The following is a 23,694-nucleotide window of genomic DNA, read 5'->3' on the forward strand; positions in this document are numbered from 1 at the left end:
AGTGGCCGCATGCCCGCGATCGAGATCCGCCCTGCCCGCGCCGGCGATGCCGCGCTGATCCTGCGCTTCATCCGCGAGCTCGCCGCCTACGAACGCGCGGAGCACGAGGTGGTCGCCACCGAGTCCGACATCCGCGCGGCGCTGTCCGGCGACGGCCCCGCGCGGGGGCTGGTCTGCAGCGTGGACGGCGAGGAGGCGGGCTTTGCGCTGTACTTCTTCAACTACTCCACCTGGCAAGGCCGCAAGGGCCTCTACCTGGAGGACCTGTACCTCACCCCCGCGCACCGCAAGGTGGGCGCCGGCAAGGCGCTGCTGCAGCACCTGGCGCGCATCGCGGTGGCCGAGGGCTGCGGACGCTTCGAATGGAGCGTGCTCGACTGGAACGAGCCGGCGCTGCAGTTCTACCGCTCCATCGGCGCCTGGCCCATGGATGAGTGGGTGCGCTACCGCCTGGCCGGCCCGGCGCTCGCCGCGTTCGCGGGCAGTGGGGATACCTAGCCGCGCGCCACCACGCTCGCCCTGCCCTTGCATACACTGGCCGCGCACTGCCGGAGACGCACATGAAAGCCAACACCATCCTCGACACCGTGGGGCGCACCCCGCACATCCGCATCCAGCGCCTGTTCGGCGACGCGCACCAGGTCTGGGTCAAGTCCGAGCGCGCGAACCCCGGCGGCTCGATCAAGGACCGCATCGCGGTCGCCATGGTCGAGGACGCGGAGCGCAGCGGGCGTCTGAAGCCCGGCGGCACCATCATCGAGCCGACCTCGGGCAATACCGGCATCGGGCTGGCGATGGTCGCCGCCGTCAAGGGCTACAAGCTCGTGCTCGTGATGCCCGACAGCATGTCGGTGGAGCGGCGCCGGCTGATGCTGGCGTACGGCGCCACCTTCGACCTCACACCGCGCGAGAAGGGCATGAAGGGCTCGATCGCGCGGGCGCAGGAGCTCGCCGCCCAGATCCCCGGCGCCTGGATCCCGCAGCAGTTCGAGAACGGCGCGAACGTGGCAGTGCACGAACGCACGACGGCGCGCGAGATCCTGGAGGACTTCCCGGAAGGCCTCGACTACCTGATCACGGGCGTGGGCACCGGCGGGCACATCACGGCGTGCGCGAAGGTGCTCAAGCCGAAGTGGCCGCAGCTGAAGGTCTTTGCCGTGGAGCCGGTCGCATCGCCGGTGCTCTCCGGCGGCCAGCCCTCGCCGCACCCGATCCAGGGCATAGGCGCGGGCTTCATCCCGAAGATCATGGACACCTCGCTGCTCGACGGCGTGATCCAGGTGGACGCCGAGCCGGCGCGCGAGATGGCACGGCGTGCCGCGCGCGAGGAAGGCCTGCTGGTCGGGATCTCGTCGGGCGCGACGCTCGCGGCCATCGCGCAGAAGCTCAAGGAGCTGCCCGCGGGGGCGCGGGTGCTCGGCTTCAACTACGACACCGGCGAGCGTTACCTGTCGGTCGAGGGCCTGTTCCCGAACGCTTGAGGGTCAGGTGGTCTTGACCACGTAACGGCCCCGCACCTGTCCGGCCATCAGCTTCTGCGCGGCTTCCACGGCCTGCGACAACGGGATCTCGGTGGTCATCGCCTCCAGCAGCTGCGGGTCGAGGTCGCGTGCCAGGCGCGACCACGCCTGCTCGCGCAGCGCCATGGGCGCCATCACGCTGTCGACGCCCAGCAGCGCGATGCCGCGCAGGATGAAGGGCGCGACGGTCGCCGGGAAATCCAGGCCCTGCGCGAGGCCGCAGGCCGCGATCGCACCGCCGTAGCGCGTCTGCGCGCAGGCGTTGGCCAGCGTGTGGCTGCCCACCGCGTCGACCACCGCGCTCCAGCGCTCCTTCTGCAGTGGCTTGCCGGGCGCGGCGAGTTCGGCGCGGTCGATCACGTTCGCGGCGCCGAGTTGCTTCAGGTAGTCCGCTTCGGCCGTCTTGCCGGTGGCGGCCACCACGCGGTGCCCCAGCTTCGCCAGCAATGCCACCGCCACGGAGCCGACGCCGCCGGTGGCTCCAGTCACCAGGACCTCGCCATCGCCGGACCGCACGCCGTGGCGTTCGAGCGCCAGCACGCACAGCATCGCCGTGTAGCCGGCGGTCCCGATCGCCATCGCCTGCCGCGCGCTGAAGGCCTGCGGCCGCCGCAGCAGCCACTCACCCTTCAGTCGCGCCTTTCCGGCGAGGCATCCCTTGTGTGTCTCGCCCACGCCGAAGCCATTGAGCACGACCGCATCGCCCGTCTTCCAGAGCGGTGAGCTGCTTTCCAGCACGGTGCCGGAGCCGTCGATGCCCGCCACCATCGGCCAGCTGCGCACCACGGGCGACTTGTTGGTGATGGCCAGGCCATCCTTGTAGTTGAGGGTGGAGTACTCCACCGCCACCGTGACGTCGCCTTCGGGAAGGAAGGCCTCGTCCACATCGCGCACCGCCGCCGTGAAGGCGGGCTCCTTCTCGAGCACCAGGGCCTGGAACATCGCGTGTCTCCTTCGTCTTGCTATGCGGCCTGCCGCCGCAGCACCTTCACCAGCTGGCTGCTGGTGTTGCGCAGGCGTTGCGCCAGCAGCTGCGTGAGCTTCACCAGCAGCTTGGCGCCCACTTCGGGCCGCACCTGCACCAGCCGCGCCACCGCGCCACGGTCCAGCACCGCCGCCTCGACCTCGCTCAGCGCCCAGCAGCTCGCGTAACGCGGCTCGCCGTCGAACATCGACATCTCGCCCAGCACCGCGCCCGTGCGCAACACCGCCAGCCGCGTGTTGTCGCCGCGGACCTCGCGTTCGGCTTCCGGCCCGACGCGCTTGCCCACGTCCACCGTGCCGCGCAGCAGCAGCATCATCCAGTCGTCGGCGGCGCCCTCGACGATCAGCATCTGGCCCGGCTTGGCACGCACGTGCAGCATCAGCGCACCGAGCGCGTCGACTTCGGCGGCCGCGAAGTCCTGCAGCAGCACGCTGTGCTCCACCAGCCCTTGCCATTGCGACAGGCGCTCGCAGTGGCCCAGCACCTCGAGGCCGGCGGCCTGCATGCGTTCCTCGAGGGTGCCGCTGTGCATGGCGCGCTCAGCGTCCGCGCAACCACGCGGCGAGTTCCTGCGCCAGGGCGTCGGAGGCCGCGGCCATCGCCCGCACGCCGCCCGCTGCATCGGGCGTGGGCGCGGGCCGCTCGACCTGGAAACTGCGCTGCGCCACCAGCCGCTCGCCGCCCCCGGTGCTTTCCAGCAGCGTGCAGCGCACGCGCACCACGCCGCGGCTGGCCGTCGGCGAATCGAACACCTGGCTGAATTCCTCCAGCTCCACGCGCAGCACCGGCGGCGGCGTTGCGCCGCGGCGCGTGAGCGCTGCGGATGCCGCGGAATCCAGCACGGGCCGGTCGCGGCCCAGCACGTCGCGCAGGCGCTGGCGCAGCAGCTCGCCCGGCTCCGCCGACCAGCGCGCGAAGGCATAGGGCCGCAGCCGGTTCACGTCCTCGTAGGCCAGGCGATACAGCAGCGCCGAGGTTTCGAGGATGCCGGTGACCTGCACGTCGGGCAGCTGCAGCGGCAAGCCGGTGGCCGCACCCGACACGGGCGTCGTGGTCGCCGGCCCGAAGTCGTACATGGTCTGCTCCGTCGGCTTGTCCGGCAGCGACTGGCAGCCGGCCACGGCCATCGCAGCGGCGAGCAGGGTGAGGCGCAGCGCGTTCACCGGCGCACCCCCGGCGCGCGGAAGCCCGGCTCACCGGGGCCCGGAGAGATGCCGCCCTCGCCGTAGATCAGCATCTGCGGGTTGTCCAGCAGTTCGGTGAAGGCGCGGTCGACGGTGCGCATGGTGCGGTTGGTGGTGTCCATCGCGCGGTTGAAGCGCGGCAGGGCGGTGGCGTTCAGGTTCTCGGCAGCGGCAGCGAAGGCATCGGTGCCCTCGCCGACGCGGTCCAGCGCGCCGCCCGGGCCATTGAGGCGCTGCGCGGTCAGGCTGAACTGGTTGGCGGCGGCACCCACCTGATCGGCGGCGCGCTGCGCGCTCTTCATCGTGACGGTCACTTCGGCGATCGCCGGGTCGATGCGTTGCGTGACCGTGTGGTCGATGCGCTTCGCGAGCTGGCTGGTGCTGCCGGCGGCCTCGCCGATGTTGTCCAGGGCGGTCGCCAGGCGGCGCTGGTTCTCGTCGCTCAGGAGCTTGTTGACGCGCTCGGCGACCTGCTGCACCTGGTCGATGATGACCTCGCCCTTCTCCTCCAGGCGCGACAGCAGGCCGGGACGCAGCGGGATGCGCGGCGGGACTTCGTCGTTCGGGGCCAGGCGCGGTGCCGGCTTGCCGTCGTCGGCCAGCTGGATGAAGGCCAGCCCGGTCACGCCCTGGTAGCTGAGGGTCGCGAAGGTGTCGCGGGTGAGCGGCGTGTCGCGGTCGATCTCCATGCGCACCAGCACGCTGCCCTGCGCCTTGGGATCGAAGCCGATGCCGGACACCTTGCCGACGTCGACGCCGCGAAAGCGCACCGGCGCCTGCTCCTGCAGGCCGGTGACGGTTTCCTTCGTCGAGATCTCGTAGGTGTCGCGCACGCCGGTGTCGCGCGTCAGCCAGGCGGCCAGCGCCAGCACCAGGGCCGTGATCAGCGCGACGAAGATGCCGGCGGCCAGGGCATGGGACTTGTTTTCCATGTGGTGTTTGTACCCTCTCTAGATCGCGAAGGGATATTCACGGAGCAGCTCCATTGCGCGCTGCCCCCGCTCGCCGAGGAAGAAGTCCTCGATGAAGGGATGGCGGAAGGCGATGACCTCCCGCGGCTTGTCGTTGACGATCACGCGCTGGTCGGCCAGCACCGCGATGCGCGTGGACAGTTCGAACAGCGTGTCCAGGTCGTGCGTGACCATGATCACGGTCAGCTGCAGGTCGCGGTGCAGCGAGCGCAGCAGGTTGACGAAGCCGTCGGAGCTGTCCGGGTCCAGCCCGGCGGTGGGCTCGTCGAGCAGCAGCAGCGGCGGGTCCATGATGAGGGCGCGCGCCAGCGCCGCGCGCTTGACCATGCCACCCGACAGCTCGGACGGCATCTTGTCGGCGTCGCCCGGCTTCAGTCCCACCATCTGCAGCTTGACCATCGCGGCTTCGAGGACCACCCGCGACGGCAGCGTCTTGAGCTCGCGCAGCGGGAAGGCGATGTTCTCCAGCACGGTGAACGCGGAGAACAGCGCGCCGTGCTGGAACAGCATGCCCACGCGGCTGGAGGCACCGCGGCGCGACAGCGCCTGCAACGGCTGCCCCATCAGCCGCACTTCGCCGGCGGCGGGCTGCTCCAGGCCGAGGATCTGCCGCAGCAGCACGGTCTTGCCCGAGCCGGAGCCGCCCACGATGGACTGCACCTCGCCGGGCCGCACGGTGAGGTCGAGGTCCTTGTGGATCACCACGCGCCGGTCCGGCATGTCGAAGGCGGACCACAGCTTGCGGATGTCGACCACGGGTTCGTCGGGCCGCACGACCGGCACGGCAGCTTCCCCCATCACATGCCCACCTGGCTGAACAGGATCGCGAACAGCGCGTCCACCAGGATCACGACCGTGATCGCCGTGACCACGGAAGCGGTGGTGCCCTGCCCCAGGCTCTGCGTGTTCGGCTGCACGCGCAGGCCGAAATGGCAGCCGATCAGCGCGATGAGGATGCCGAACACCACCGACTTGCTCATGCCGAGGACCAGGTTGGGCAGGCTCACCGCACCGGGCAAGGCGTTGAGGAAGAAGGTGGGGCTGATGCCCAGCGACAGGTCGGCGGCGACCATGCCGCCGGCGAGGCCCGCGACCGTGGTCCAGCCGGCGATCAGGGGCATGGCGATGGACAGCGCCATGGCGCGAGGCATCACCAGCCGGTAGGTGTGCGAGATGCCCATCACGCGCATGGCATCGAGTTCGTCGGTCACGCGCATCACGCCGATCTGCGCCGTGATCGCGGAACCGGAGCGGCCGGCGATCAGGATCGCGGCGAGCATCGGGCCGAGCTCGCGCACCAGCGCGATGCCGAGGATGTCGACGATGTACGCGTCGGCGCCGAACTGCCGCAGCTGCTGCGCGGTGAGATAGGCCAGCACCACGCCGATCAGGCTGCCGACCAGCGCGGTGATCGGCAAGGCGGTCGCGCCGATGCGATACAGGTGCCCCGAGAAGTCGCGCCACGGCCCATGGTGCGGCGCCCGGGCCAGTTCGCGCAGGTCCAGCGTGAGCTGGCCCACCAGGCGCAGGAAGCCCCCCAGGTTGGCCATGAAGCGCAGCAGGGCCGCGCCGAAGCCGAGGTAAAGCGTCCACAGGCTGCCGCGCGGTCGTGCCGGCCGCTGGCTGGTGAACTGCGCGACGCGCTCGAGGATGGTGCGCTGCGTCGGCAGCAACTCCACGTTCTCGGGCCAGCGCTGGCCCCAGTGGTCCCACAGCACCTGCGCGCCCACGTGGTCCAGGACGGCCGTGCGCAGGTCCCAGGGCCGGTGTGACTCCGCCGGAGGCAGGCGCTGCAGCAGTTCGCGGAACAGGCGCGGGCGGCCGAACTGCGCCGCCGTCCACTCGCCCAGCAGGCGGACGGCGTGGCCGGGCGGCGCGGGCGCTTGTTCGAAGCGGGGCGTGGCGTCGGTCATGGGGCGGATTTCGGGGCCGCCCATCGTAACGGTTGAGCCTGCTGCTGTCGTGTAGGAGAAGGGGCCATGGCCGGCCGCGGCGGTATAACGGGCGCCAAGGAGACACCCATGAGCAGCACGACGCCCGGCCGCACGATCCGCATCGGCGGCGCCTCGGGTTTCTGGGGCGACAGCAGCGTGGGCGCGCCCCAGCTGGTGAGCGAGCGCAACCTCGACTTCCTGGTGTTCGACTATCTGGCCGAACTCACGATGTCGATCCTGGCGGCCGCGCGGGCCAGGGACCCCCAGATGGGGTATGCGACCGATTTCGTGGCGGTCACCATGAAATCGGTGTTGCACGACGTCGCCGCCAAGGGCATCCGCGTGATCAGCAACGCCGGTGGCGTGAACCCGCAGGCCTGCGCCCGCGCGCTGGAGGCGCTGGCCGCCGAGCAGGGCGTCCACCTGAAGATCGCCGTGGTCACCGGGGACGACGTGCTGCCGCTGCTGCCGCAATTGCGCGAACAGGGCGTGCGCGAGCTGCAGACGGGGGCGCCGCTGCCCGAACGCCTGCTCACCGCGAATGCCTACCTTGGCGCGCTGCCGATCCGGGCTGCGCTGGACGCGGGCGCCGACGTCGTCATCACCGGCCGCTGCGTCGACAGCGCGGTCACGCTGGGTGCCTTGATGCACGCCTTCGGCTGGGCAGCGGACGACTACGACCGGCTGGCGCAGGGCAGCCTGGCCGGCCACATCATCGAATGCGGTTGCCAGGCCACCGGCGGGCTGCACACCGACTGGGAATCCGTGCCCGGCTGGGCGCACATCGGCTACCCGGTCATCGAGTGCCAGGCCGACGGCAGCTTCGTCGTGACCAAGCCGGAGGGCACGGGGGGCCTCGTGAACCCCGCGGTGGTCGCCGAGCAGGTGCTCTACGAGATCGGCGATCCGCGCCGCTACCTGCTGCCGGACGTGACGTGCGACTTCACGGACGTACGGCTGGAGCCCCTGGGCACGCATCGGGTCGGCGTCACCGGCGCGCGGGGCCTGCCGCCCGGCCCCGCGTACAAGGTCTCGGCCACGTACATGGACGGCTACCGCTGCACCGCGCAGCTCACCGTGATCGGCGTGGACGCGGCGCGCAAGGCGCGGCGCACCGGCGAGGCGATCCTGGAGCGCACCCGTGCGCTGCTGGTGCAGAAGCGCTGGCTGCCGTTTTCCCGCACGAACATCGAGGTGCTCGGTTCCGAGCAGGCATATTTCGGGCCGCAGGCACGCACGGCCGCCGTGCGCGAGGCCGTGCTGCAGGTCGCCGTGATGCATCCGCAGAAGGAGGCGCTGGAACTGTTCGCGCGGGAGATCGCGCCGGCCGGTACCAGCTGGTCACCGGGAACCACGGGCGCGGCCGGCCGGCCCAGCCCCGCGCCCGCCGTCCGCCAGTTCGCCTTCCTGGTCGAGAAGTCGCGGCTCGCACCGCAGGTGAACTTCGGCGACGCGGTGCTGCCGGTGACCGTGCCCGCCGGCCAGTCGCCGGTGCCGCCGCCGGACCCGACGCCGGCGGTGGATGAGCAGATGCCGGCCGGCGATCTCGTCGAAGTCCCGCTGGTGGAACTGGCCTGGGCCCGCAGCGGCGACAAGGGCGACCATTCCAACATCGGCGTCATCGCGCGCCGCCCCGAGTGGCTGCCCTGGCTGCGGGCGCAGGTCACGGAGCAGCGGGTGAAGGCCTGGCTGTCGCACCTGGTCGCCGGCCAGGTCACGCGCTACGACCTGCCGGGCCTGAACGCGATGAACTTCCTCTGCACCGAGGCGCTGGACGGCGGCGGCATGGCCTCCCTGCGCAACGACCCGCTGGGCAAGGGCATGGCGCAGATCCTCCTCGCCATGCCCGTCCAGGTGCCCCGCGACTGGCGGCGGTAGACTGCCGTTTCATCCCGGAGCATTTGCCATGAACGCACCCGACAAGAACCGTCCGGCCGCCGCGCTGTCGTCCATCGAACACTGGATCAACGGCAAGGTCGTGCCTGGCCAGAGCGGCCGCCGCGCCGACGTCTTCAACCCCGCCACCGGCCAGGTCAGCGGGCAGGTCGCTATGGCCAATACGGCCGAAGTGGCACAGGCCGTGGCCGCCGCGCAGGCGGCCTTCCCGGCCTGGGCCGACACGCCGCCGATCCGGCGTGCGCGCGTGATGTTCAAGTTCCTCGAGCTGCTGAACCAGCACCGCGACGCGCTGGCGCACATGATCACCGCCGAGCACGGCAAGGTCTTCACCGACGCCCAGGGCGAGGTCACGCGCGGCATCGACATCGTCGAATTCGCCTGCGGCATCCCTCAGCTGCTGAAAGGCGACTACACCGACCAGGTGTCCACCGGCATCGACAACTGGACGCTGCGCCAGCCGCTCGGCGTGGTGGCGGGCATCACGCCCTTCAACTTCCCGGTGATGGTGCCGATGTGGATGTACCCGGTGGCGATCGCCGCGGGCAACTGCTTCATCCTCAAGCCGAGCCCGATCGACCCGAGCGCGTCCATCCGCATGGCCGAACTGCTGAAGGAAGCGGGCCTGCCCGACGGCGTGTTCAACGTCGTGCAGGGCGACAAGGACGCCGTCGATGCGCTGCTGGAGCATCCGGACGTGAAGGCGGTCTCGTTCGTCGGCTCCACGCCCATCGCGCAGAAGATCTACGAGACGGGCGCGAAGCACGGCAAGCGGGTGCAGGCACTCGGCGGCGCCAAGAACCACATGGTGGTGATGCCCGATGCCGACCTCGACCAGGCGGTCGACGCCCTCATCGGTTCCGCCTTCGGTTCCGCCGGCGAACGCTGCATGGCGATCTCGGTCGGCATCCTGGTGGGCGACGCCGCGGACCAGATCGTTCCGATGCTGGCCAAGCGCACCCAGGAACTGAAGGTCAAGAACGGCGTCGAGCTGGACGCCGAGATGGGCCCGATCGTCAGCAGGGTGGCGCAGGACCGCATCACCGGCTACATCGGCCACGGCGAGACCGAGGGCGCGAAGCTGGTCGTGGACGGCCGCAAGTTCCAGGGCGCCAGGGCGGGCGCCGGCTGCGACAACGGCTTCTGGATCGGCGGCACGCTGTTCGACGACGTGAAGCCGGACATGAAGATCTACAAGGAAGAGATCTTCGGCCCGGTGCTCGGGTGCGTGCGCGTGAAGGACCTCAAGGAAGCCGTGGACCTGGTCAATGCGCACGAGTTCGGCAACGGCGTGTCGCTCTTCACCCGCGACGGCAACACCGCACGCGAGTTCTCCCGCCGCGTGCAGGTCGGCATGGTGGGCGTGAACGTGCCGATCCCGGTGCCGATGGCATGGCACGGCTTCGGCGGCTGGAAGAAGAGCCTGTTCGGCGACATGCACGCGTATGGCGAGGAAGGCGTGCGCTTCTACACCAAGCAGAAATCGATCATGCAGCGCTGGCCGGAGTCGATCGGCAAGGGCGCCGAGTTCGTGATGCCCACGGCCAAGTGAGCGACACCACCTTCGACTACGTGATCATCGGCGCGGGCACCGCGGGGTGCCTCCTCGCCAACCGCCTCTCGAAGGATCCATCGAAACGCGTGCTGCTGATCGAGGCGGGACGGCGCGACGACTACCACTGGATCCACATCCCGGTGGGCTACCTGTACTGCATCGGCAACGCGCGAACCGACTGGCTGTACTACACCGAGGAAGACGCCGGCCTCAACGGGCGCAAGCTGCGCTACCCGCGCGGCAAGACGCTGGGCGGCTGCTCCAGCATCAACGGCATGATCTACATGCGCGGGCAGGCACGCGACTACGACGGCTGGGCGCGCGCGGTCGGCGACGCGTCCTGGAGCTGGGAGAACTGCCTGCCCTACTTCAAAAAGCACGAGGATTACTACAAGGGCGCCGATGCCGTCCACGGCAGCGGCGGCGAATGGCGCGTGGAACGCCAGCGCCTGCGCTGGGACGTGCTGGATGCGTTCGCCAAGGCGGCCCAGGAAGCCGGCATCCCGCACAGCGAGGACTTCAACCGCGGCGACAACGAAGGCGTCGGCTACTTCCAGGTGAACCAGAAGGACGGCTGGCGCTGGAATACCGCCAAGGCCTTCCTGCGGCCGATCTGCTACGGGCGCCCGAATTTCGAGCTGTGGACGAACGCGCACGTCTCGCGGCTGCTGTTCGAGACGCGCCCCGACGGATCCCGCCGCTGCACCGGCGCGGAAGTGTGGACGGGCGAACAGATGGTGCAGGTGGAGGCCACCCGCGAGACGCTGCTGTGCGCCGGCAGCATCGGCTCCCCGCAGATCCTGCAGCTTTCGGGCATCGGGCCGGCGGACCTGCTGCGGCAGCACGGCATCGACGTCGTGCAGGACCTGCCGGGCGTCGGCGCCAACCTGCAGGACCACCTGCAGATCCGCGCCGTCTTCAAGGTCGACGGCGTGGCCACGCTCAACACGCTGGCCAACAGCTGGTGGGGCAAGCTGAAGATCGGCATGGAATACGCGTTGAGGCGCAGCGGGCCCATGAGCATGGCCCCGTCGCAGCTGGGCGCCTTCACGCGCAGCTCGCCGGAGCAGCCGTATCCGAATATCGAGTACCACGTGCAGCCGCTCAGCCTGGATGCTTTCGGCGAGCCCCTGCACAGCTTCAACGCCTTCACGGCCAGCGTCTGCAACCTGAACCCCACGAGCCGGGGCTGGGTGCGCATCCGCAGCAACCGCTTCGGCGATGCGCCGGCGATCGCGACGAACTACCTGTGCACGCCGGAAGACCGGCAGGTCGCGGCGGATTCGCTGCGCGTCACGCGCCGCATCGCGGCGCAGCCCGCCCTGGCCGCGTACCAACCGCAGGAGTGGCGGCCGGGCACGCAGTACCAGAGCGACGAGGACCTGGCGCGGCTGGCGGGCGACATCGCCACCACCATCTTCCATCCGGTCGGCACCACGAAGATGGGGGCCGATGACGACCCCCTGGCGGTGCTGGATGCGCGCCTGCGCGTGCGCGGCATCGCGGGCCTGCGCGTCGTCGACGCGGGGGCCATGCCCACCATCACCAGCGGCAACACGAACTCGCCGACGCTGATGATGGCGGAGAAGGCCGCCGAGTGGATCGTGCAGGAGGCGCGGGGCTAGTCCCCGCGCCCTGGGCTTCAGAAGAACACGAAGACGTTCAGGAACAGGTCGTCACGCGTGAGCCCCTCGACCGTGTCGTCGATGGTGCCGTCGCCCTTGTCGTCGCGCTGCAGCTTGAAAAGGCCTTCATTGGCGACGGTGATGATCAGCGTGGTGCTGGCCGCACCGACGATCTTGTACTGGCCGGCGGTGTATTCGCCCGTCTCGCGGTCGTACTTCAGCGGCTGGGTCGTGGCCACGTAGTAGATCGCGGTTTCGCCGAACTGGTCCGTTTCGACCGTGGCCTGGTTGGTGATCTCGTAGTAGTAGGTGTCTTCGTTGCTCGCGATCGCCTGGCGATAGTCGATCAGCGTGAACGTCCGCGGCTTCGCCGCGGCATCCACCTCCTCCGGGCCTTCGCCTTCCAGCGCCTCGCCGAAGCCCGTCACGCTGAACCGCTTGCCGGTCACGATCAGGCCTTCCTCATTGCTGTCCATGTGCATGTCACCGTCCAGGCCGAACTCGTACTGCTCCGTCTTGACCGAATAGGCCGTGGCCAGGATGTCGACCGTCAACGTGTTGGTTTCCTCGGCCTCGTCGGTGCGCTCGACCCAGGTGTACTCGAGCTTGCCGTTGAGCAGGGCGGCGGCGTCGCGCAGGTCGGTCTGGCAGTTCTGCAGGTTTGCGACCACCTTGCGCGAGTAGAAGTTGTCTTCCTCCGTGTACGTGGTGGTCACGGTGCCGGTCCCGGAGGTGCACTCCACGTTGTACGTCTCGGTCTCGGTGGCGGCGGGCACGGCCGCGGCCCGCAGGCGGGAAGGCGCCTTCGGCGGCAGGAACTTGCGCACCGATTCGGCGAGCGCGGCGGCCGGCGTGTCCACCGGGGCGGCGGCCTTCGGCGCCGCGGAGCGCTGCGCCAGTTCGATCCGCGGCTCCGGGATCATGATCTGCGTGAACAGGTAGGCGACGGGCCCCATGAGGGACGCGGCCGCGCCTGCTTGCGCGGCAACTTCCGCCTGGTTCTCGGCGGTGATCACCACGCGCTTGACCGCGGGCGGCGGGTTCTCGACCGGGGGCGGCTGCTCGCCCGGCGATTGCGAGATCGTGTCGACGCCGCCACCGCCGCAGGCAGCAAGGAGAAGGGCGGACGACAAGGCGAGCACGCGCAGCGCGCCGACGCGGGGAACAGGAAACTGGTAATGCATGGCTGGGTGGATGTGGGACAAGGGGGCGGGATCGCCGTACGTACGACTCATCGGAACGATGGCGGACGCGCGGATGATCGATTTGCCCCCCGGCAGCCACAAGTGACCGAGGTCATGCAGGGAGGTGCGGAACCCCCCGCCGGCGTGACAGACTTCCTGGCAAGCCGGAAAACCTTCGTGAAGAGGGCGCGGGGCGAGGCCCGCGCTTCTCCTCAGAAGATGAAGAACAGGTTCAGGCCGAGGTCTTCGTCCGAGAGGCCGGTGACGGTGGCCTCGACGGAACCGTCGCCCTTCTCGTCGCGTTCGAGCTTGAACGTGCCTTCGCCGTCGGCGGTGATGGTCAGCGTGGTGTTGCCCGCGCCGACGATCTTGTACTGGCCGGACAGGACGTTGCCGCTTTCGAAGTCGTACTTCAGCGTCTGCGTCGTCGCGACCTCGTAGATCGCCAATTCACCGAACTGGTTGGTCTCGATCACGGCGCGGCTGGTGATCTCGTAGCCCGTTTCCACGTGCTTGATCTCCTGGTGGAAGTCGATCATCGTGACCGTCTGGGCCTGCGCGGGGGCTTCTTCTTCCTCTCCCATGACGGCGGCGAGGCCGGTCAGGCTGAAGCGCGCGCCGGAGGAGATGTAGCTGCCGTCGTCGAAAGCCATGTGCAGGTCGCCGTCCATGCCGACTTCGAACCCTTCCACCTTGACCGTGTACTTCACGGCCAGGATGTCGGCGGTCTGGGTGCCGGTGTCCGTTTGCGGGTCGTAGGTCTCGGCCATCGTGAAGTCGAGCTTGCCGTCGATCAGCGCCGTGCTTTCCTGCAACTGGGTCTGGCAGTTCTGCAGGTTGGCCGATGCCTTGCGGATGTACGAGTTTTCCGTCTCGGTGTACGTCCACGTCACGGTGCCCGTGCCGGAGCTGCACTCGACGTTGTACGTCTCGGACTCGGACGGGGCCGCCGCCGACAGCAGGTTGGAAGGGGCCTTCGGCGGCACGAACTTGCGCAGGGACTCGGCCAGGGCCGCGGCGGGGCTGCCCACCGGACCGGCGACGCGCGGCGTGGCGGAACCCTGGAGGTTCATGACCGGCGGCTGCGGGATCAGGATCTGCCCGAAGAAGATGGCCACCGGCCCGATGCCGGACATCGAGGCGCCGGCTTGCGCGGCGACTTCCAGCTGGTTGTCGGCCGTGATCGTGACGCGCTTCTGTTCGGGAGGCGCCACCACCACCGGGTCGGGCTGCTGGGTCACGGGCACCGTGTCGCTGCCGCCACCGCCGCACGCCGCAAGGACGAGGGCCGAAGACAGGGTCAGCAGGCGCAAGGCGCGGGCGCCGGGGGCGCAGGACAGATCGAGCATGGACATCACCAATCAAGCAAAGGAAGAGCTGATCGTAACTGTTTGCGTTCGTCGTTACGAGACGTCTAATGGGCTAATGCTGAAGTGCTAGCACCGTGCGGACGCGCCGCGTCGGGGCGCATGCCCGGCAGCCGGGAAATCCCCGATGCACCAGCTCGGCGCATCCCGTTACAGTGGCCCCACTCGCGTCGGCCCCCGGGCTGGCAGGACGAGGGACCGAGGAGACAAACCCCGTACAGAATTCAAAGACCCGTTGACCGGCCATGCCGGGCCTCTCGAGCGCCGCCGATGCGGCGCTTTTTTCTGGGCGGGCGGATTGCGGCCGAGCTGTCGCGCCGCGATGCCACAATCGCCCCGATGGAGTTGCTGCTGGTGTCGCTGGCCTCGGTGCTGGCCGGGTTCGTCGATGCGATCGTGGGGGGCGGAGGCCTCATCCTGGTGCCGGCGCTGTTCGCGGTCTTTCCCACCACCCACCCCGCCACCCTCTTCGGCATCAACAAGAGCGCCTCGGTCTGGGGCACGGCCATCGCCGCCGCGCAGTACAGCCGGCGGGTCGACCTGGCGTGGCGGACCTTGCTGCCGGCCGCGGCCGCCGGCTTCACCGGCAGTTTCGTCGGCGCCTGGGCGGTGACCATCCTGCCATCGGAATTCCTGCGCAAGCTGCTGCCCATCGTGCTGGTGGGTGTCCTGGCGTACACGCTGGCCCGCAAGGAACTCGGCCGCGAGCATGCGCCCAGGCTGCACGGACGCACCCAGGTGCTCGTCGCCAGCACCATCGGCCTGGTGCTCGGCTTCTACGACGGCTTCTTCGGGCCCGGCACGGGCAGCTTCTTCGTCTTCCTGTTCGTCCGCGTGCTGGGCTACGACTTCCTGAACGCCTCCGCGTCGGCGAAGCTGTTGAACACCGCCACCAACCTGGCCGCGCTGATCCTGTTCGCGCTGAAGGGGCACGTGTGGTGGCACTACGCCCTGACCCTCGCGGTGGCCAACATCGTGGGCAGCCTGCTGGGCACGCACCTGGCGCTGAAGCACGGCGCGTCGTTCGTGCGCGTCGTGTTCATCCTCGTGGTGAGCGCGCTGATCCTGAAGACGGGCTACGACGCCTTCCTGCGCTGAGCCCCGCCGCCGGCGTCCGCGGCCGATAATGGCCGGGATGGACGACATCGTTCGGCAGGCGATGGCCAAGTGGCCCAACGTCCCCCACTGCTACGGCTGGCTGGGGCTGGACGAGCGCGGCAACTGGTTCATGCGCGACGACCGCGTGCAGGCCGCGGGCCCCTTCCCCCAGGCCAAGGGCTCGCTGCTGAAGCACGAGAAGCTGGTCGACTTCATCCACCGCAACTACGACCGCGACGCGCAGGGCCAGTGGTACTTCCAGAACGGGCCGCAGCGCGTGTACGTGGAGCTGCAGGCGACGCCCTGGATCTGGCGCGTGGCGTCGGCCGACCAGGTCGCGAGCCACACGGGACGGCCCGCGCAAGCCGAGGCCGCCTTCACCGACGAAGCCGGGCGCCTCTACCTGCAGACCGACCTGGGTTTCGGCCTCGTGCACACGCAGGACATCGTGCAGGCTTCCGACGCCGTCGAATCCGGCCGCTGGACGCCGCAGGAACTGCAGGCGGCGGACCTGCCGCGGCGCTTCGGCTACGTGATGAGCCCGGCGCGGCTGGCGCAGGCGCAGCCGCACTGAGGCCGGACGGCCGGGTCAGGGCGGCAGCAGCAGCTTGCCGGTGCGCACGCGCTGGGGATGGTTGCCCACCGGCACGCTGGCGATCTCGCGGCCTTCGGCGAAGGAGATGACCGAGACCCGGTCCTGCTCGCTCACCGACACGTAGCAGTGCCTGCCGTCGGCGCTCTCGGTGGCCCAGTACGGCTTGGCCTCCAGCGGGTTGTCCGACAGCTTGATGATCGAAGGCCTGAAGGTGGCGCGGTCGACGATCGCGGCGTACCCCGACATGGTGGCCGCCACGCACAGCTTGGTGCCTTCGGCGTTGATCGCGAGGCCATGGTGCGCCGAGTTGAGCAGGTACTTGCGGTGCGGCAGCTTCGCGATCGCGTCCGGCACGGGCAGTTCGGCGATGCGCGTGACCTTGTCCTTCTCCAGGTCGTACTCGACGAAGCCGTGGAACAGGGACACCTGCATGTAGACCTGCTTCTCGTCCGGCGCCACGGCCATCGGGCGGATCGCCTTGTCCACCCAGGGGCGGCCGAACTCCTCCAGCTTGCGGCCCATGTCGACGCGCTTGAGGACCGCCCAGCTCTTCGCGTCCACCACCTGGAACCAGCGGTCGCCCTTGACCCAGTCGAGCCAGCTGGCGCTGGTCGGCACGAACACGCGGCCGATGCTCGCGTGGTAGATGCGCCCGCCATCCTTCGAATAGTTGTTCTCGTGCGGCTGGTCGCCGGAGGGGAAGCCGCCGACGATGCGGCCCGTCGCCGTGTCGATCGCATGCACCTTGCGCGCGGTGGAGGCGGAGACGAGGAAGGTCTTCCCGTCCGGGGACAGCGCGGCGTGGTCCGCGCGCACGCCTTCGACGGGGGTGCGCCACACGATGGCGCCCGACTGCACGTCGATCGCCACCACGTCGGCGAAACTCGGGCGCGACAGGTAGAGGAAGCGGCCGTCCTTCGAAGGGAACAGGTCGTCGACCAGCTGGTCGTTGCCCTCGCCGATCAGGTGCCGGATCGCATGGAACATCACGCGCCGCACGACGCCCGCGCCCTCGATCTCCTTCATGCGCTCGGCGCGGTCCGGCACGACGTTGATGCGCTTGAGGACCTTGAAGGTCTGGGCGTCGAAGATCTCCGCGGTGCCCTCCCAGTTGCTGCCGACCACGACGACGTCGCGCAGCACGGCCGCCTGCGCCGCGGCGCTGGTCGGCCACGAGGCGACGCAGGCCAGCGCCAGTGCCGCGAGAAGGTGGGTGGCGGATGCGGGAATGGTCGGGCTTCGCATGGGGCGCATTGTCACTCCAGTCGCGGCATGAAAAAAGCCGGCACGTGGCCGGCTCTTCTGGACTGCGCGAAGCGCTTACTTCGACGCGTTCACCATGTACTGCACCGCGGCGGCCACTTCGCTGTCGGGCGCGGCGCTGCCGCCCTTGGGCGGCATGGCGCCCTTGCCCTTGATGGCGCTATTCACCAGCACCGGCAGGCCCTGGGCGATGCGCGGGGCCCAGGCGGCCTTGTCGCCGACCTTCGGCGCACCGGCGACGCCGGCGGCGTGGCAGGCCAGGCACGCCTGCTTGTACAGGGCCTCGCCGTTGCCGGATGCGGCGACTTGCGTGGCGGGCGCAGCGGCAGCAGCCGCGGCCGGCGCGGGAGCCGGGGTTGCGGCGGCAGCGGCGGCGGGGGCAGCAGCAGGAGCAGCCGCGGCGGCGGGAGCGGCGGGAGCGACACCGGCGGCCGGAGTGGCGGCGGTGGTGGCCGGCGCCGCGGGGGCCGCCGGCTCGGCGAACTTGCCGCCGCCGGAGTTGGCCAGGAAGGCGACGGCGCGGGCGATCTCGGTGTCGCTGAAGTCACCGCCGGCCTGCGGCGGCATGGCGCCCTTGCCCTTCAGCGCGGAATTCACCAGGGCATCGAAGCCTTGCGCCAGGCGGTTGGCCCAGGCGGCGGTGTCGCCCTGCTTGGGCGCGCCGGCGGCACCGGTGGTGTGGCAGGCGGCGCACTGCGCATTGAAGACGGTCTGGCCGTTGGCCAGCGGGCGATTGGCGTCGCGGATCTCGACGACGCCCACCTTGCGGATGCGCTCGGCCACGCCACGCTCGAGGTCCTGCGCTGTCACGCCGCCCAGGACGTACTTCTCGATGTCGTTGGAGCCGGCCGGCTTGCTGTCCGACGCGACGTACATCACGAGGGCAATGATCGCGAAGACGGGGACCACGAAGGAGAACAGCACCGCGATCAGCAGTTGCTTGGGGGTCTTGATCGGGCCGGTGTGGGCTTCTTCCAGCGGGCTGTCGCTCATGGCGTCCTCAATGAATGCGCGTTTTTCGAATCAACCGGCGATTATATCCAGCGGTCCGTGGCCGCCCTGGCGCGGCGCTGGCGGCAGGGCAGGAGCCGACAATCGCCCCATGTCCAACCCGCCCCTCCTGTCCTGGCTGCTGATCGGCGTGGAGGCCGGCGCCACCCTCGCCTTCGCCCTGTCCGGCCTGCTGGAGGCCGCGCGCAAGAAGCTCGACCCGGTCGGTGTCTGCCTGGTCGCCGGCCTCGCGGCCTTCGGCGGCGGCACCCTGCGCGACGTGCTGCTCGACCGGCGGCCCCTGGTCTGGGTCGCCAACCCGGAGTGGCTGTGGGCACTGCTCGCGCTGTGCATCGCCGCCATGGCCTTCCTGCGCGCGCGCCACTTCGCGCCAACCGAGAAAGCCATGCAGTGGCCGGATGCCCTGGGCCTGGGCCTCTTCAGCGCCAGCGGCACGCAGCTGGCGCTGGCACAGGACCTGCCGGCGCTCGTCGCCGTTCTGATGGGCGTGATCACCGCCACCTTCGGCGGCGTGCTGCGCGACATCGTGTGCAACGAGATCCCGACCGCGTTGCGCGACCACCGCCCGTACGCGGTCTGCGCCTTCGCCGGCGGCTGGGTGATGGTGCTGGCCCAGCTGGGCGGCGTGCCGGACGCGCTCTCGCTGGTGCTGGCCGCCGCTTGCGCCACCGGCTTGCGCGTGCTGGCGCTGGTGACCGGCTTCACCTTGCCGCGCTGGTCTTCGTGAGTTCACGCGCCGTACGCGCCGGCGCGGCGAGGTGGCCCGGTACAATGGCGGCACGCGGCTGTAGCTCAGTGGATAGAGTATTGGCCTCCGAAGCCAAGGGTCGTGGGTTCGATCCCCGCCAGCCGCGCCACTTTCCGGCCGCCGTTCAGGTCGGCCGCCCCTCCGCCAGCAACACGCGCCGCAGGAATGCGGCCTGGTCCGCTGCCACCTCTTCGAACCGCGCGCCGTGGTACAGGTCGAAGTGCCCGCCCGGGTACTCGCGGACTTCGCTGCGCGGCGATTCCGCGGCCACGTCCCGGATGAAGGCCGCGGACACCTCGACGTCGTCGTCCGCCAGCGTGAACAGGACAGGCGCCGCCATCCGGCCCAGCGTGCCGGCGCGGTAGCGCGGCGCCTGCAGCAGGAAGCGCGCGGCCACCCGGTTGCGCCAGGTCGGCGCGCCTGCCTCCGCCGCGCGGAAGCGCTCCGCCAGCGCCGGATCGGTGAAGAACGCGCGGCCCGGGTCCCCGTACACCGCCAGGTAACGCGGCGCCGCGTCGTAGGCGCCGCGCACCGCGTCCCACAGTGCCGCCGCCAGGAGGCGCAGGCTCGTCCGCGCCAGCGGCGCGCGGCCCATTCCCGCGCGCGCCAGCTTGGCCTGGACGTTCGCGCCGCGCAGCGCATCCAGCGCGGGCATGTTGCAGACCACCGCGGCGATGCCGCTGTCCGCCGCGGCCACTTCCACCACGTGGCTTCCGCCCAGCGAGGTGCCCCACAGCGCGATGCGGCCGGGATCCAGCGCGGGATGGCGGCGGCAGAAGGCAATGGCGGCGCGCAAGTCCTCGCGCTGCCGGCGCACGTCGACCAGCTGGCGCGGTTCGCCGGGGCTCTGCCCCAGGTGCCGGTAGTCGAACACCAGGGCGGCGATGCCGGCGTCCGCGAAGCGCGCGGCGAAATCCGGGACGATCCAGTCCATGGTGCCGGAGAAGCCGTTGGCGAGGACGACGCAGGGCAGGTTTCGGGACGCGAGGGAAGGCAGGAAGAGGCGGGCCGCGCAGAAGGCATCGCCCGAGGGAAAAGTCAGCAGCGGGGCTGCATCGGCAAGGGCATCGGCCATCGCGCCGAGCTTAGCGCGCGCCCCGCTGGTGAGCGCTTCGGCACGGAAGTTGGGCTGGAACGGCACTCAAATGCATCAGAACGGCGCCTAGACTTCCACATCCACACCCCGAAAGGAGAGAAAGTGTTCAACCACGTCATGCTCGGGACCAACGACATCGAGCGCTCCCGCAGGTTCTACGATGCGCTGCTGCGCGTGCTCGGCGCCGATGCCGCGGCGGCGACGAGCACCGCGGCCTCCGGCCACCAGCGCCTTTTCTACCGCCACGGGGGCAACACCCTGGCCCTCAGCCAACCCATCAACGACGAACCCGCCACGCCCGGCAACGGCAGCACGCTCGCCTTCCTCTGCGACTCACCGGAGCGCGTGCATGCCTTCCACGACGCGGCGCTCGCCCACGGCGGCGTCTCCATCGAGAACCCGCCCGGCCTGCGCACGCTGGGTGCCCGCGCCTACTACCTCGCATACGTTCGCGACCCGGACGGGAACAAGCTTTGCGCCCTGCATCGCGTCCCGCAGTAGCGCCGCGGGCATCCGCCCGCACCGCCGCGCCGGCGGCCACGCGGTCGCTGGAGGCGCGCACCGGCGTGGGCTTCACCGCGAACGTGGTCCAGCACACCACCCTGCGCATCAGCCAGGTGGCCGTCGAACGCGCCGCGCTCATCTCGCTGCGGCAAGGCCGGAAGACGCTGAAGTCGGGCTCGCGGCGGTGGACGGCGCACGGCGGCGATGTCGTCGTCGTGGCCGGCGGCCAGGTGCTCGACGTCCTCAACGAACGGTCGCCGGAGGGCCTCTTCGAGGCCCTCTGGGTGGTCTGGGACGACGCGGTCCTCCGGCAGGCGGGCACCGCTGCTCGCACGAAAGCCATCGAGGGCGTCGCCGTGCTCAAGGAGGTCGGCGACGGCTTCCGCTGCGCCCTGGAGCGCGCCGTGCATGCCATCCACGCTGCCGCCGACGTGCCCGAGGCCGTTGCCCGGCACCGGCTGGCCGAACTGCTCGTGTGGCTCGCGGAACATGGACTGGCTTTTCCGGCACAGCGCGAGCCGACCTTGGTGGCCAGGCTGCGGAACCTCTGCGCCGGCGCCCTCTCGGAACCCTGGACGGCCGCGCTGGCGGCCGAGCGCCTCGCGATGAGCGAAGCGACCCTGCGCCGCCGCCTGGGCGTGGAAGGAACGACCTTCGGCCAGGTGCTGGCGGATGCGCGGATGGCGCAGGCCATGACGCTGCTGCAGTCGACCGATCGCGCGGTTTCCCACATCGCCTGGGACGTCGGGTACGCCTCGGCCTCCCGGTTCTCGGTGCGGCTCCGCGACCGGTTCGGCTTCGCGCCCTCGGCCGTGCGCGGCCATCGCCGCTAGCCGCGATGCCGGGCGGACTGCCATCCAGCGCAAGGCCTCCGAGCCGCAGGGAAGCCGATCTTCGAGTACACATCGACGCGGAGTGAGCGCCGCGCGGCTATGCTGCGGTCATCGCCGAAGGGGAACCCCGATGACCGCTCGCATGCCCGCCGCCTTCGTGGGCCATGGCACGCCCATGAACACGCTGGAGGTGAACCGCTTCACCCGCCAGTGGCGCGACCTGGGGCAGCGCCTGCCCCGCCCCCGCGCCATCCTCTGCATCTCCGCCCACTGGTACATCCACGGCAGCGCGGTCACCGCCATGCCGCAGCCGCGGGTGATCCACGACTTCTACGGCTTCCCGCGCGAACTGTTCACGTACGACTATCCGGCGCCCGGCAGCCCCGAGGTGGCGGCGGAAGTCGCGGAGGTCGTGAAGCCCTCGTACGTGGGCCTCGACAAGGACAGCTGGGGCCTGGACCACGGCACGTGGTCGGTGCTCGCGCACCTGTTCCCCGCCGCGGACATCCCCGTGCTGCAGTTGTCCATCAACGGCGGGGAGCCGATGGAATACCACGTCGAACTCGGCGCCGCGCTCGCGCCGCTGCGCGAGCGCGGCGTGTTCATCCTGGGCAGCGGCAACGTGGTGCACAACCTGCGCCTGATGGACCGCGCGCGGGCGGACAGCGCCTACGATTGGGGCGACAGCTTCGACGCCGAGGTGCGGCGCGTGATGACCACCGAGCCCGGCGCGCTGCCGACCGTGCAGCGGCACGCCGCCTATGCGATGGCCGTGCCGACCCCCGAGCACTTCCTGCCGCTCGCCTACCTCGCGGGCCTGTGCCAGGCCGCGGGCCAGCCGGCGCAACCGTTCGCCGAGGGCGGCACCATGGGATCCCTCACCATGACCAGCTACACGCTGGGGCTCGATGCGCCGCAAGAGCGCGCGGGCAACGGCAGCGACGGCAGCTCCATGCCGGACCCGGCGCGCGTACCGCCGGAACAGACCAACATCTAGCGCCCTTCGATGCAGACCTTCGACGCCTTGGCGACCGAGGCCGCGCTGCCGTTCGACCGGCTCGTGCCCGCGCTCCAGGCGCTGTTCGCACGCGGCTGCGAGGTGCCGACGCGGCACGTGCACGAACTGCCCGTGCCCGGCGGCCCTTCCATCACGTCGCTGGTCATGCCCGCGTGGATCCCGGGGAGCTACTACGGGCTGAAGACGATCAACATCGCGCCCGGCAACGCGGCGCGCGGCCTGCCGGGGCTGCATGCCACCTACACGCTCTTCGACGGCGCCACCGGCGTGCCGCTCGCCGGCATGGAGGGCAATGCGATCACGGCCCGCCGCACGGCCGCCGCTTCGGCGCTCGCCGCGGGCTGGCTGGCCCGCAAGGATGCACGGCACCTGCTGGTGGTGGGCGCCGGACGCATCGCCGCCCTGCTGCCCGAGGCCTACCGGGTGGTGCGCGACATCGACCGTGTCAGCGTGTGGGCGCGCTCGCCGGAGAAGGCCGAAGCACTGGCCGCGCGGTGGCGCGCGGGCGGCTGGGCCGCGCAGGCCGTCGGCGACCTGGCCGCGGCCTGCGGCCAGGCGGACATCGTGAGCTGCGCCACGCTCGCGACGCAGCCGGTCGTGCGGGGCCGCTGGCTGCGCCCCGGCACGCACCTCGACCTGATCGGCAGCTTCACGCCCGCCATGCGCGAAGCCGACGACGACTGCTTCGCGGGCGCCTCGCTCTACGTCGACACCGAGGAGGCGTTGAAGAAGAGCGGCGAACTGCTCGGGCCGATGGAGCGCGGCGTGTTCCGGCCGGCGGACGTGCGCGGCACCCTGGCGGGCCTGTCGCGCGGCACGTCGGCGGGGCGCGGAAGCGCGCAGGAGCGCACCGTCTTCAAGTCCGTGGGCACCGCGCTGGAGGATCTCGCCGCCGCCATCCTGGTCTACGAGCACCGTGGGCGGACCACCGCCCCGGCATAGGACGCGTCCTATGCCCCCTCGGGCGGGAACCGTCCCTGCGACAGGATTGCGGCCGAGCCTGGCTGGCTGTGCCGGCCTATGCCGCCGGGCGGGCGCGTCGCCCATAGTGGAACCAAGGCAGAAGGCCAGTGCTTCCACCGCATCCAGGAGACGCGCCATGAACCAGTCCAACCCCTCCCGCGACCACCAGCTGTGCTTCCGCTCGCTGTTCCACAGCGGGCGCGGTTACGCCTTCCCCTGCGACCCGCAAGGCCAGGTCGACCTGGATGGCATGAGCGAGCAGGCCCGCAACAATTACTTCTATGCGCGCGCCATGGTCGGCCGCGAACTGTCCGCCCCGGCCGTCGAGCCCACCCTGCACTGAC

General features: G+C 70.4%; 24 protein-coding genes and 1 tRNA gene. 14 read left to right on the forward strand and 11 right to left on the reverse strand.

What is annotated here, in order from left to right:
* Positions 1 to 9 precede the first annotated feature (9 nt).
* Both IM787_RS03950 and cysK read left to right on the forward strand, forming a co-directional pair.
* Complete coding sequence (locus IM787_RS03950; RefSeq protein ID WP_193675318.1) at positions 10 to 498, forward strand: GNAT family N-acetyltransferase; 489 nt, start codon at positions 10 to 12, stop codon at positions 496 to 498.
* Positions 499 to 560: 62 nt separating this feature from the next.
* Positions 561 to 1,481, forward strand: a complete 921-nt coding sequence (gene cysK, locus IM787_RS03955) for a cysteine synthase A (protein ID WP_193675319.1) — start codon at positions 561 to 563, stop codon at positions 1,479 to 1,481.
* Between the two features lie 3 nt (positions 1,482 to 1,484).
* Here cysK and acuI read toward each other — a convergent pair whose 3' ends face one another.
* Genes acuI through IM787_RS03985 form a run of 6 tightly spaced genes read right to left on the reverse strand, consistent with a single transcriptional unit; the run spans position 1,485 to position 6,573 of the window.
* On the reverse strand, positions 1,485 to 2,462 hold the full coding sequence (acuI, locus tag IM787_RS03960; protein ID WP_193675320.1) for an acrylyl-CoA reductase (NADPH): 978 nt from the start codon (positions 2,460 to 2,462) through the stop codon (positions 1,485 to 1,487).
* A gap of 20 nt (positions 2,463 to 2,482) precedes the next feature.
* Positions 2,483 to 3,037 carry a cyclic nucleotide-binding domain-containing protein gene (locus tag IM787_RS03965; RefSeq protein ID WP_193675321.1) on the reverse strand — a complete coding sequence of 185 codons (555 nt, stop codon included), beginning with the start codon at positions 3,035 to 3,037 and terminating at the stop codon, positions 2,483 to 2,485.
* A gap of 7 nt (positions 3,038 to 3,044) precedes the next feature.
* Positions 3,045 to 3,668: an ABC-type transport auxiliary lipoprotein family protein gene (locus tag IM787_RS03970; RefSeq protein ID WP_354004342.1), complete on the reverse strand. Its 624-nt coding sequence runs from the start codon at positions 3,666 to 3,668 to the stop codon at positions 3,045 to 3,047.
* Positions 3,665 to 4,621, reverse strand: a complete 957-nt coding sequence (locus IM787_RS03975) for an MlaD family protein (protein ID WP_193675322.1) — start codon at positions 4,619 to 4,621, stop codon at positions 3,665 to 3,667. The genes IM787_RS03970 and IM787_RS03975 overlap by 4 nt, the downstream gene beginning before the upstream one ends.
* An 18-nt stretch (positions 4,622 to 4,639) precedes the next feature.
* Positions 4,640 to 5,458, reverse strand: coding sequence for an ABC transporter ATP-binding protein (locus IM787_RS03980; RefSeq protein ID WP_193675323.1), 819 nt, complete (start codon positions 5,456 to 5,458; stop codon positions 4,640 to 4,642).
* Positions 5,458 to 6,573 carry an MlaE family ABC transporter permease gene (locus IM787_RS03985; protein ID WP_193675324.1) on the reverse strand — a complete coding sequence of 372 codons (1,116 nt, stop codon included), beginning with the start codon at positions 6,571 to 6,573 and terminating at the stop codon, positions 5,458 to 5,460. The genes IM787_RS03980 and IM787_RS03985 overlap by 1 nt, the downstream gene beginning before the upstream one ends.
* 108 nt (positions 6,574 to 6,681) lie before the next feature.
* Between IM787_RS03985 and IM787_RS03990 the strand changes: the two genes are divergently transcribed.
* From IM787_RS03990 to IM787_RS04000, 3 genes are read left to right on the forward strand one after another with little or no spacing between them, the layout of a single operon-like run.
* On the forward strand, positions 6,682 to 8,472 hold the full coding sequence (locus tag IM787_RS03990) for an acyclic terpene utilization AtuA family protein (protein WP_193675325.1): 1,791 nt from the start codon (positions 6,682 to 6,684) through the stop codon (positions 8,470 to 8,472).
* A 28-nt stretch (positions 8,473 to 8,500) separates the two neighbouring features.
* The gene (locus IM787_RS03995; protein ID WP_290427328.1) at positions 8,501 to 10,042 is read left to right on the forward strand and encodes a CoA-acylating methylmalonate-semialdehyde dehydrogenase; all 1,542 of its coding nucleotides are present in this window, start codon (positions 8,501 to 8,503) and stop codon (positions 10,040 to 10,042) included.
* The gene (locus tag IM787_RS04000) at positions 10,039 to 11,670 is read left to right on the forward strand and encodes a GMC family oxidoreductase (RefSeq protein WP_193675326.1); all 1,632 of its coding nucleotides are present in this window, start codon (positions 10,039 to 10,041) and stop codon (positions 11,668 to 11,670) included. Before IM787_RS03995 ends, IM787_RS04000 begins: the two co-directional genes overlap by 4 nt.
* Before the next feature lie 17 nt (positions 11,671 to 11,687).
* Here IM787_RS04000 and IM787_RS04005 read toward each other — a convergent pair whose 3' ends face one another.
* Positions 11,688 to 12,854, reverse strand: coding sequence for a hypothetical protein (locus tag IM787_RS04005; RefSeq protein WP_193675327.1), 1,167 nt, complete (start codon positions 12,852 to 12,854; stop codon positions 11,688 to 11,690).
* A 212-nt stretch (positions 12,855 to 13,066) separates the two neighbouring features.
* Positions 13,067 to 14,209, reverse strand: coding sequence for a hypothetical protein (locus IM787_RS04010; RefSeq protein WP_193675328.1), 1,143 nt, complete (start codon positions 14,207 to 14,209; stop codon positions 13,067 to 13,069).
* A gap of 351 nt (positions 14,210 to 14,560) precedes the next feature.
* Here IM787_RS04010 and IM787_RS04015 point away from each other — a divergent pair, with 351 nt between their 5' ends.
* Positions 14,561 to 15,319, forward strand: coding sequence for a sulfite exporter TauE/SafE family protein (locus IM787_RS04015; RefSeq protein WP_193675329.1), 759 nt, complete (start codon positions 14,561 to 14,563; stop codon positions 15,317 to 15,319).
* Between the two features lie 37 nt (positions 15,320 to 15,356).
* A complete protein-coding gene (locus tag IM787_RS04020; protein WP_193675330.1) occupies positions 15,357 to 15,893 on the forward strand; it encodes a DUF2946 family protein in 537 nt (178 codons plus the stop codon).
* Positions 15,894 to 15,908: 15 nt separating this feature from the next.
* Here IM787_RS04020 and IM787_RS04025 read toward each other — a convergent pair whose 3' ends face one another.
* Positions 15,909 to 17,159, reverse strand: coding sequence for a YncE family protein (locus IM787_RS04025; RefSeq protein WP_193675331.1), 1,251 nt, complete (start codon positions 17,157 to 17,159; stop codon positions 15,909 to 15,911).
* 75 nt (positions 17,160 to 17,234) lie between these two features.
* Complete coding sequence (locus IM787_RS04030) at positions 17,235 to 18,170, reverse strand: c-type cytochrome (RefSeq protein ID WP_193675332.1); 936 nt, start codon at positions 18,168 to 18,170, stop codon at positions 17,235 to 17,237.
* A gap of 109 nt (positions 18,171 to 18,279) precedes the next feature.
* On the opposite strand from IM787_RS04030, the gene IM787_RS04035 reads away from it, so the two are divergent.
* Positions 18,280 to 18,915, forward strand: a complete 636-nt coding sequence (locus tag IM787_RS04035; protein ID WP_193675333.1) for a trimeric intracellular cation channel family protein — start codon at positions 18,280 to 18,282, stop codon at positions 18,913 to 18,915.
* 54 nt (positions 18,916 to 18,969) lie between these two features.
* Positions 18,970 to 19,045 (forward strand) — tRNA-Arg (locus IM787_RS04040).
* Between the two features lie 15 nt (positions 19,046 to 19,060).
* Here the strand turns inward: IM787_RS04040 and IM787_RS04045 are convergent.
* The gene (locus tag IM787_RS04045) at positions 19,061 to 20,077 is read right to left on the reverse strand and encodes an alpha/beta hydrolase (RefSeq protein ID WP_354004343.1); all 1,017 of its coding nucleotides are present in this window, start codon (positions 20,075 to 20,077) and stop codon (positions 19,061 to 19,063) included.
* Between the two features lie 57 nt (positions 20,078 to 20,134).
* Between IM787_RS04045 and IM787_RS04050 the strand changes: the two genes are divergently transcribed.
* From IM787_RS04050 to IM787_RS04070, 5 genes are all read left to right on the forward strand, one after another.
* Entirely contained in the window at positions 20,135 to 20,533 is a 399-nt protein-coding gene (locus IM787_RS04050; RefSeq protein WP_193675334.1) for a VOC family protein, read from the forward strand.
* Positions 20,534 to 20,598: 65 nt separating this feature from the next.
* The gene (locus IM787_RS21745; protein WP_193675335.1) at positions 20,599 to 21,369 is read left to right on the forward strand and encodes a helix-turn-helix transcriptional regulator; all 771 of its coding nucleotides are present in this window, start codon (positions 20,599 to 20,601) and stop codon (positions 21,367 to 21,369) included.
* 130 nt (positions 21,370 to 21,499) lie between these two features.
* On the forward strand, positions 21,500 to 22,366 hold the full coding sequence (gene ygiD / locus IM787_RS04060; RefSeq protein WP_227494054.1) for a 4,5-DOPA-extradiol-dioxygenase: 867 nt from the start codon (positions 21,500 to 21,502) through the stop codon (positions 22,364 to 22,366).
* Between the two features lie 9 nt (positions 22,367 to 22,375).
* Positions 22,376 to 23,329 (forward strand): bifunctional Delta(1)-pyrroline-2-carboxylate/Delta(1)-piperideine-2-carboxylate reductase, encoded by a 954-nt coding sequence (gene lhpI / locus IM787_RS04065; RefSeq protein WP_193675336.1) that lies wholly within the window; start codon positions 22,376 to 22,378, stop codon positions 23,327 to 23,329.
* A 157-nt stretch (positions 23,330 to 23,486) separates the two neighbouring features.
* Positions 23,487 to 23,693: a hypothetical protein gene (locus IM787_RS04070; RefSeq protein WP_193675337.1), complete on the forward strand. Its 207-nt coding sequence runs from the start codon at positions 23,487 to 23,489 to the stop codon at positions 23,691 to 23,693.
* Position 23,694 lies beyond the last annotated feature (1 nt).

This window comes from Ramlibacter pallidus (assembly GCF_015070875.1).
In the GTDB taxonomy this organism is placed as follows: Bacteria; Pseudomonadota; Gammaproteobacteria; order Burkholderiales; family Burkholderiaceae_C; genus Ramlibacter; species Ramlibacter pallidus.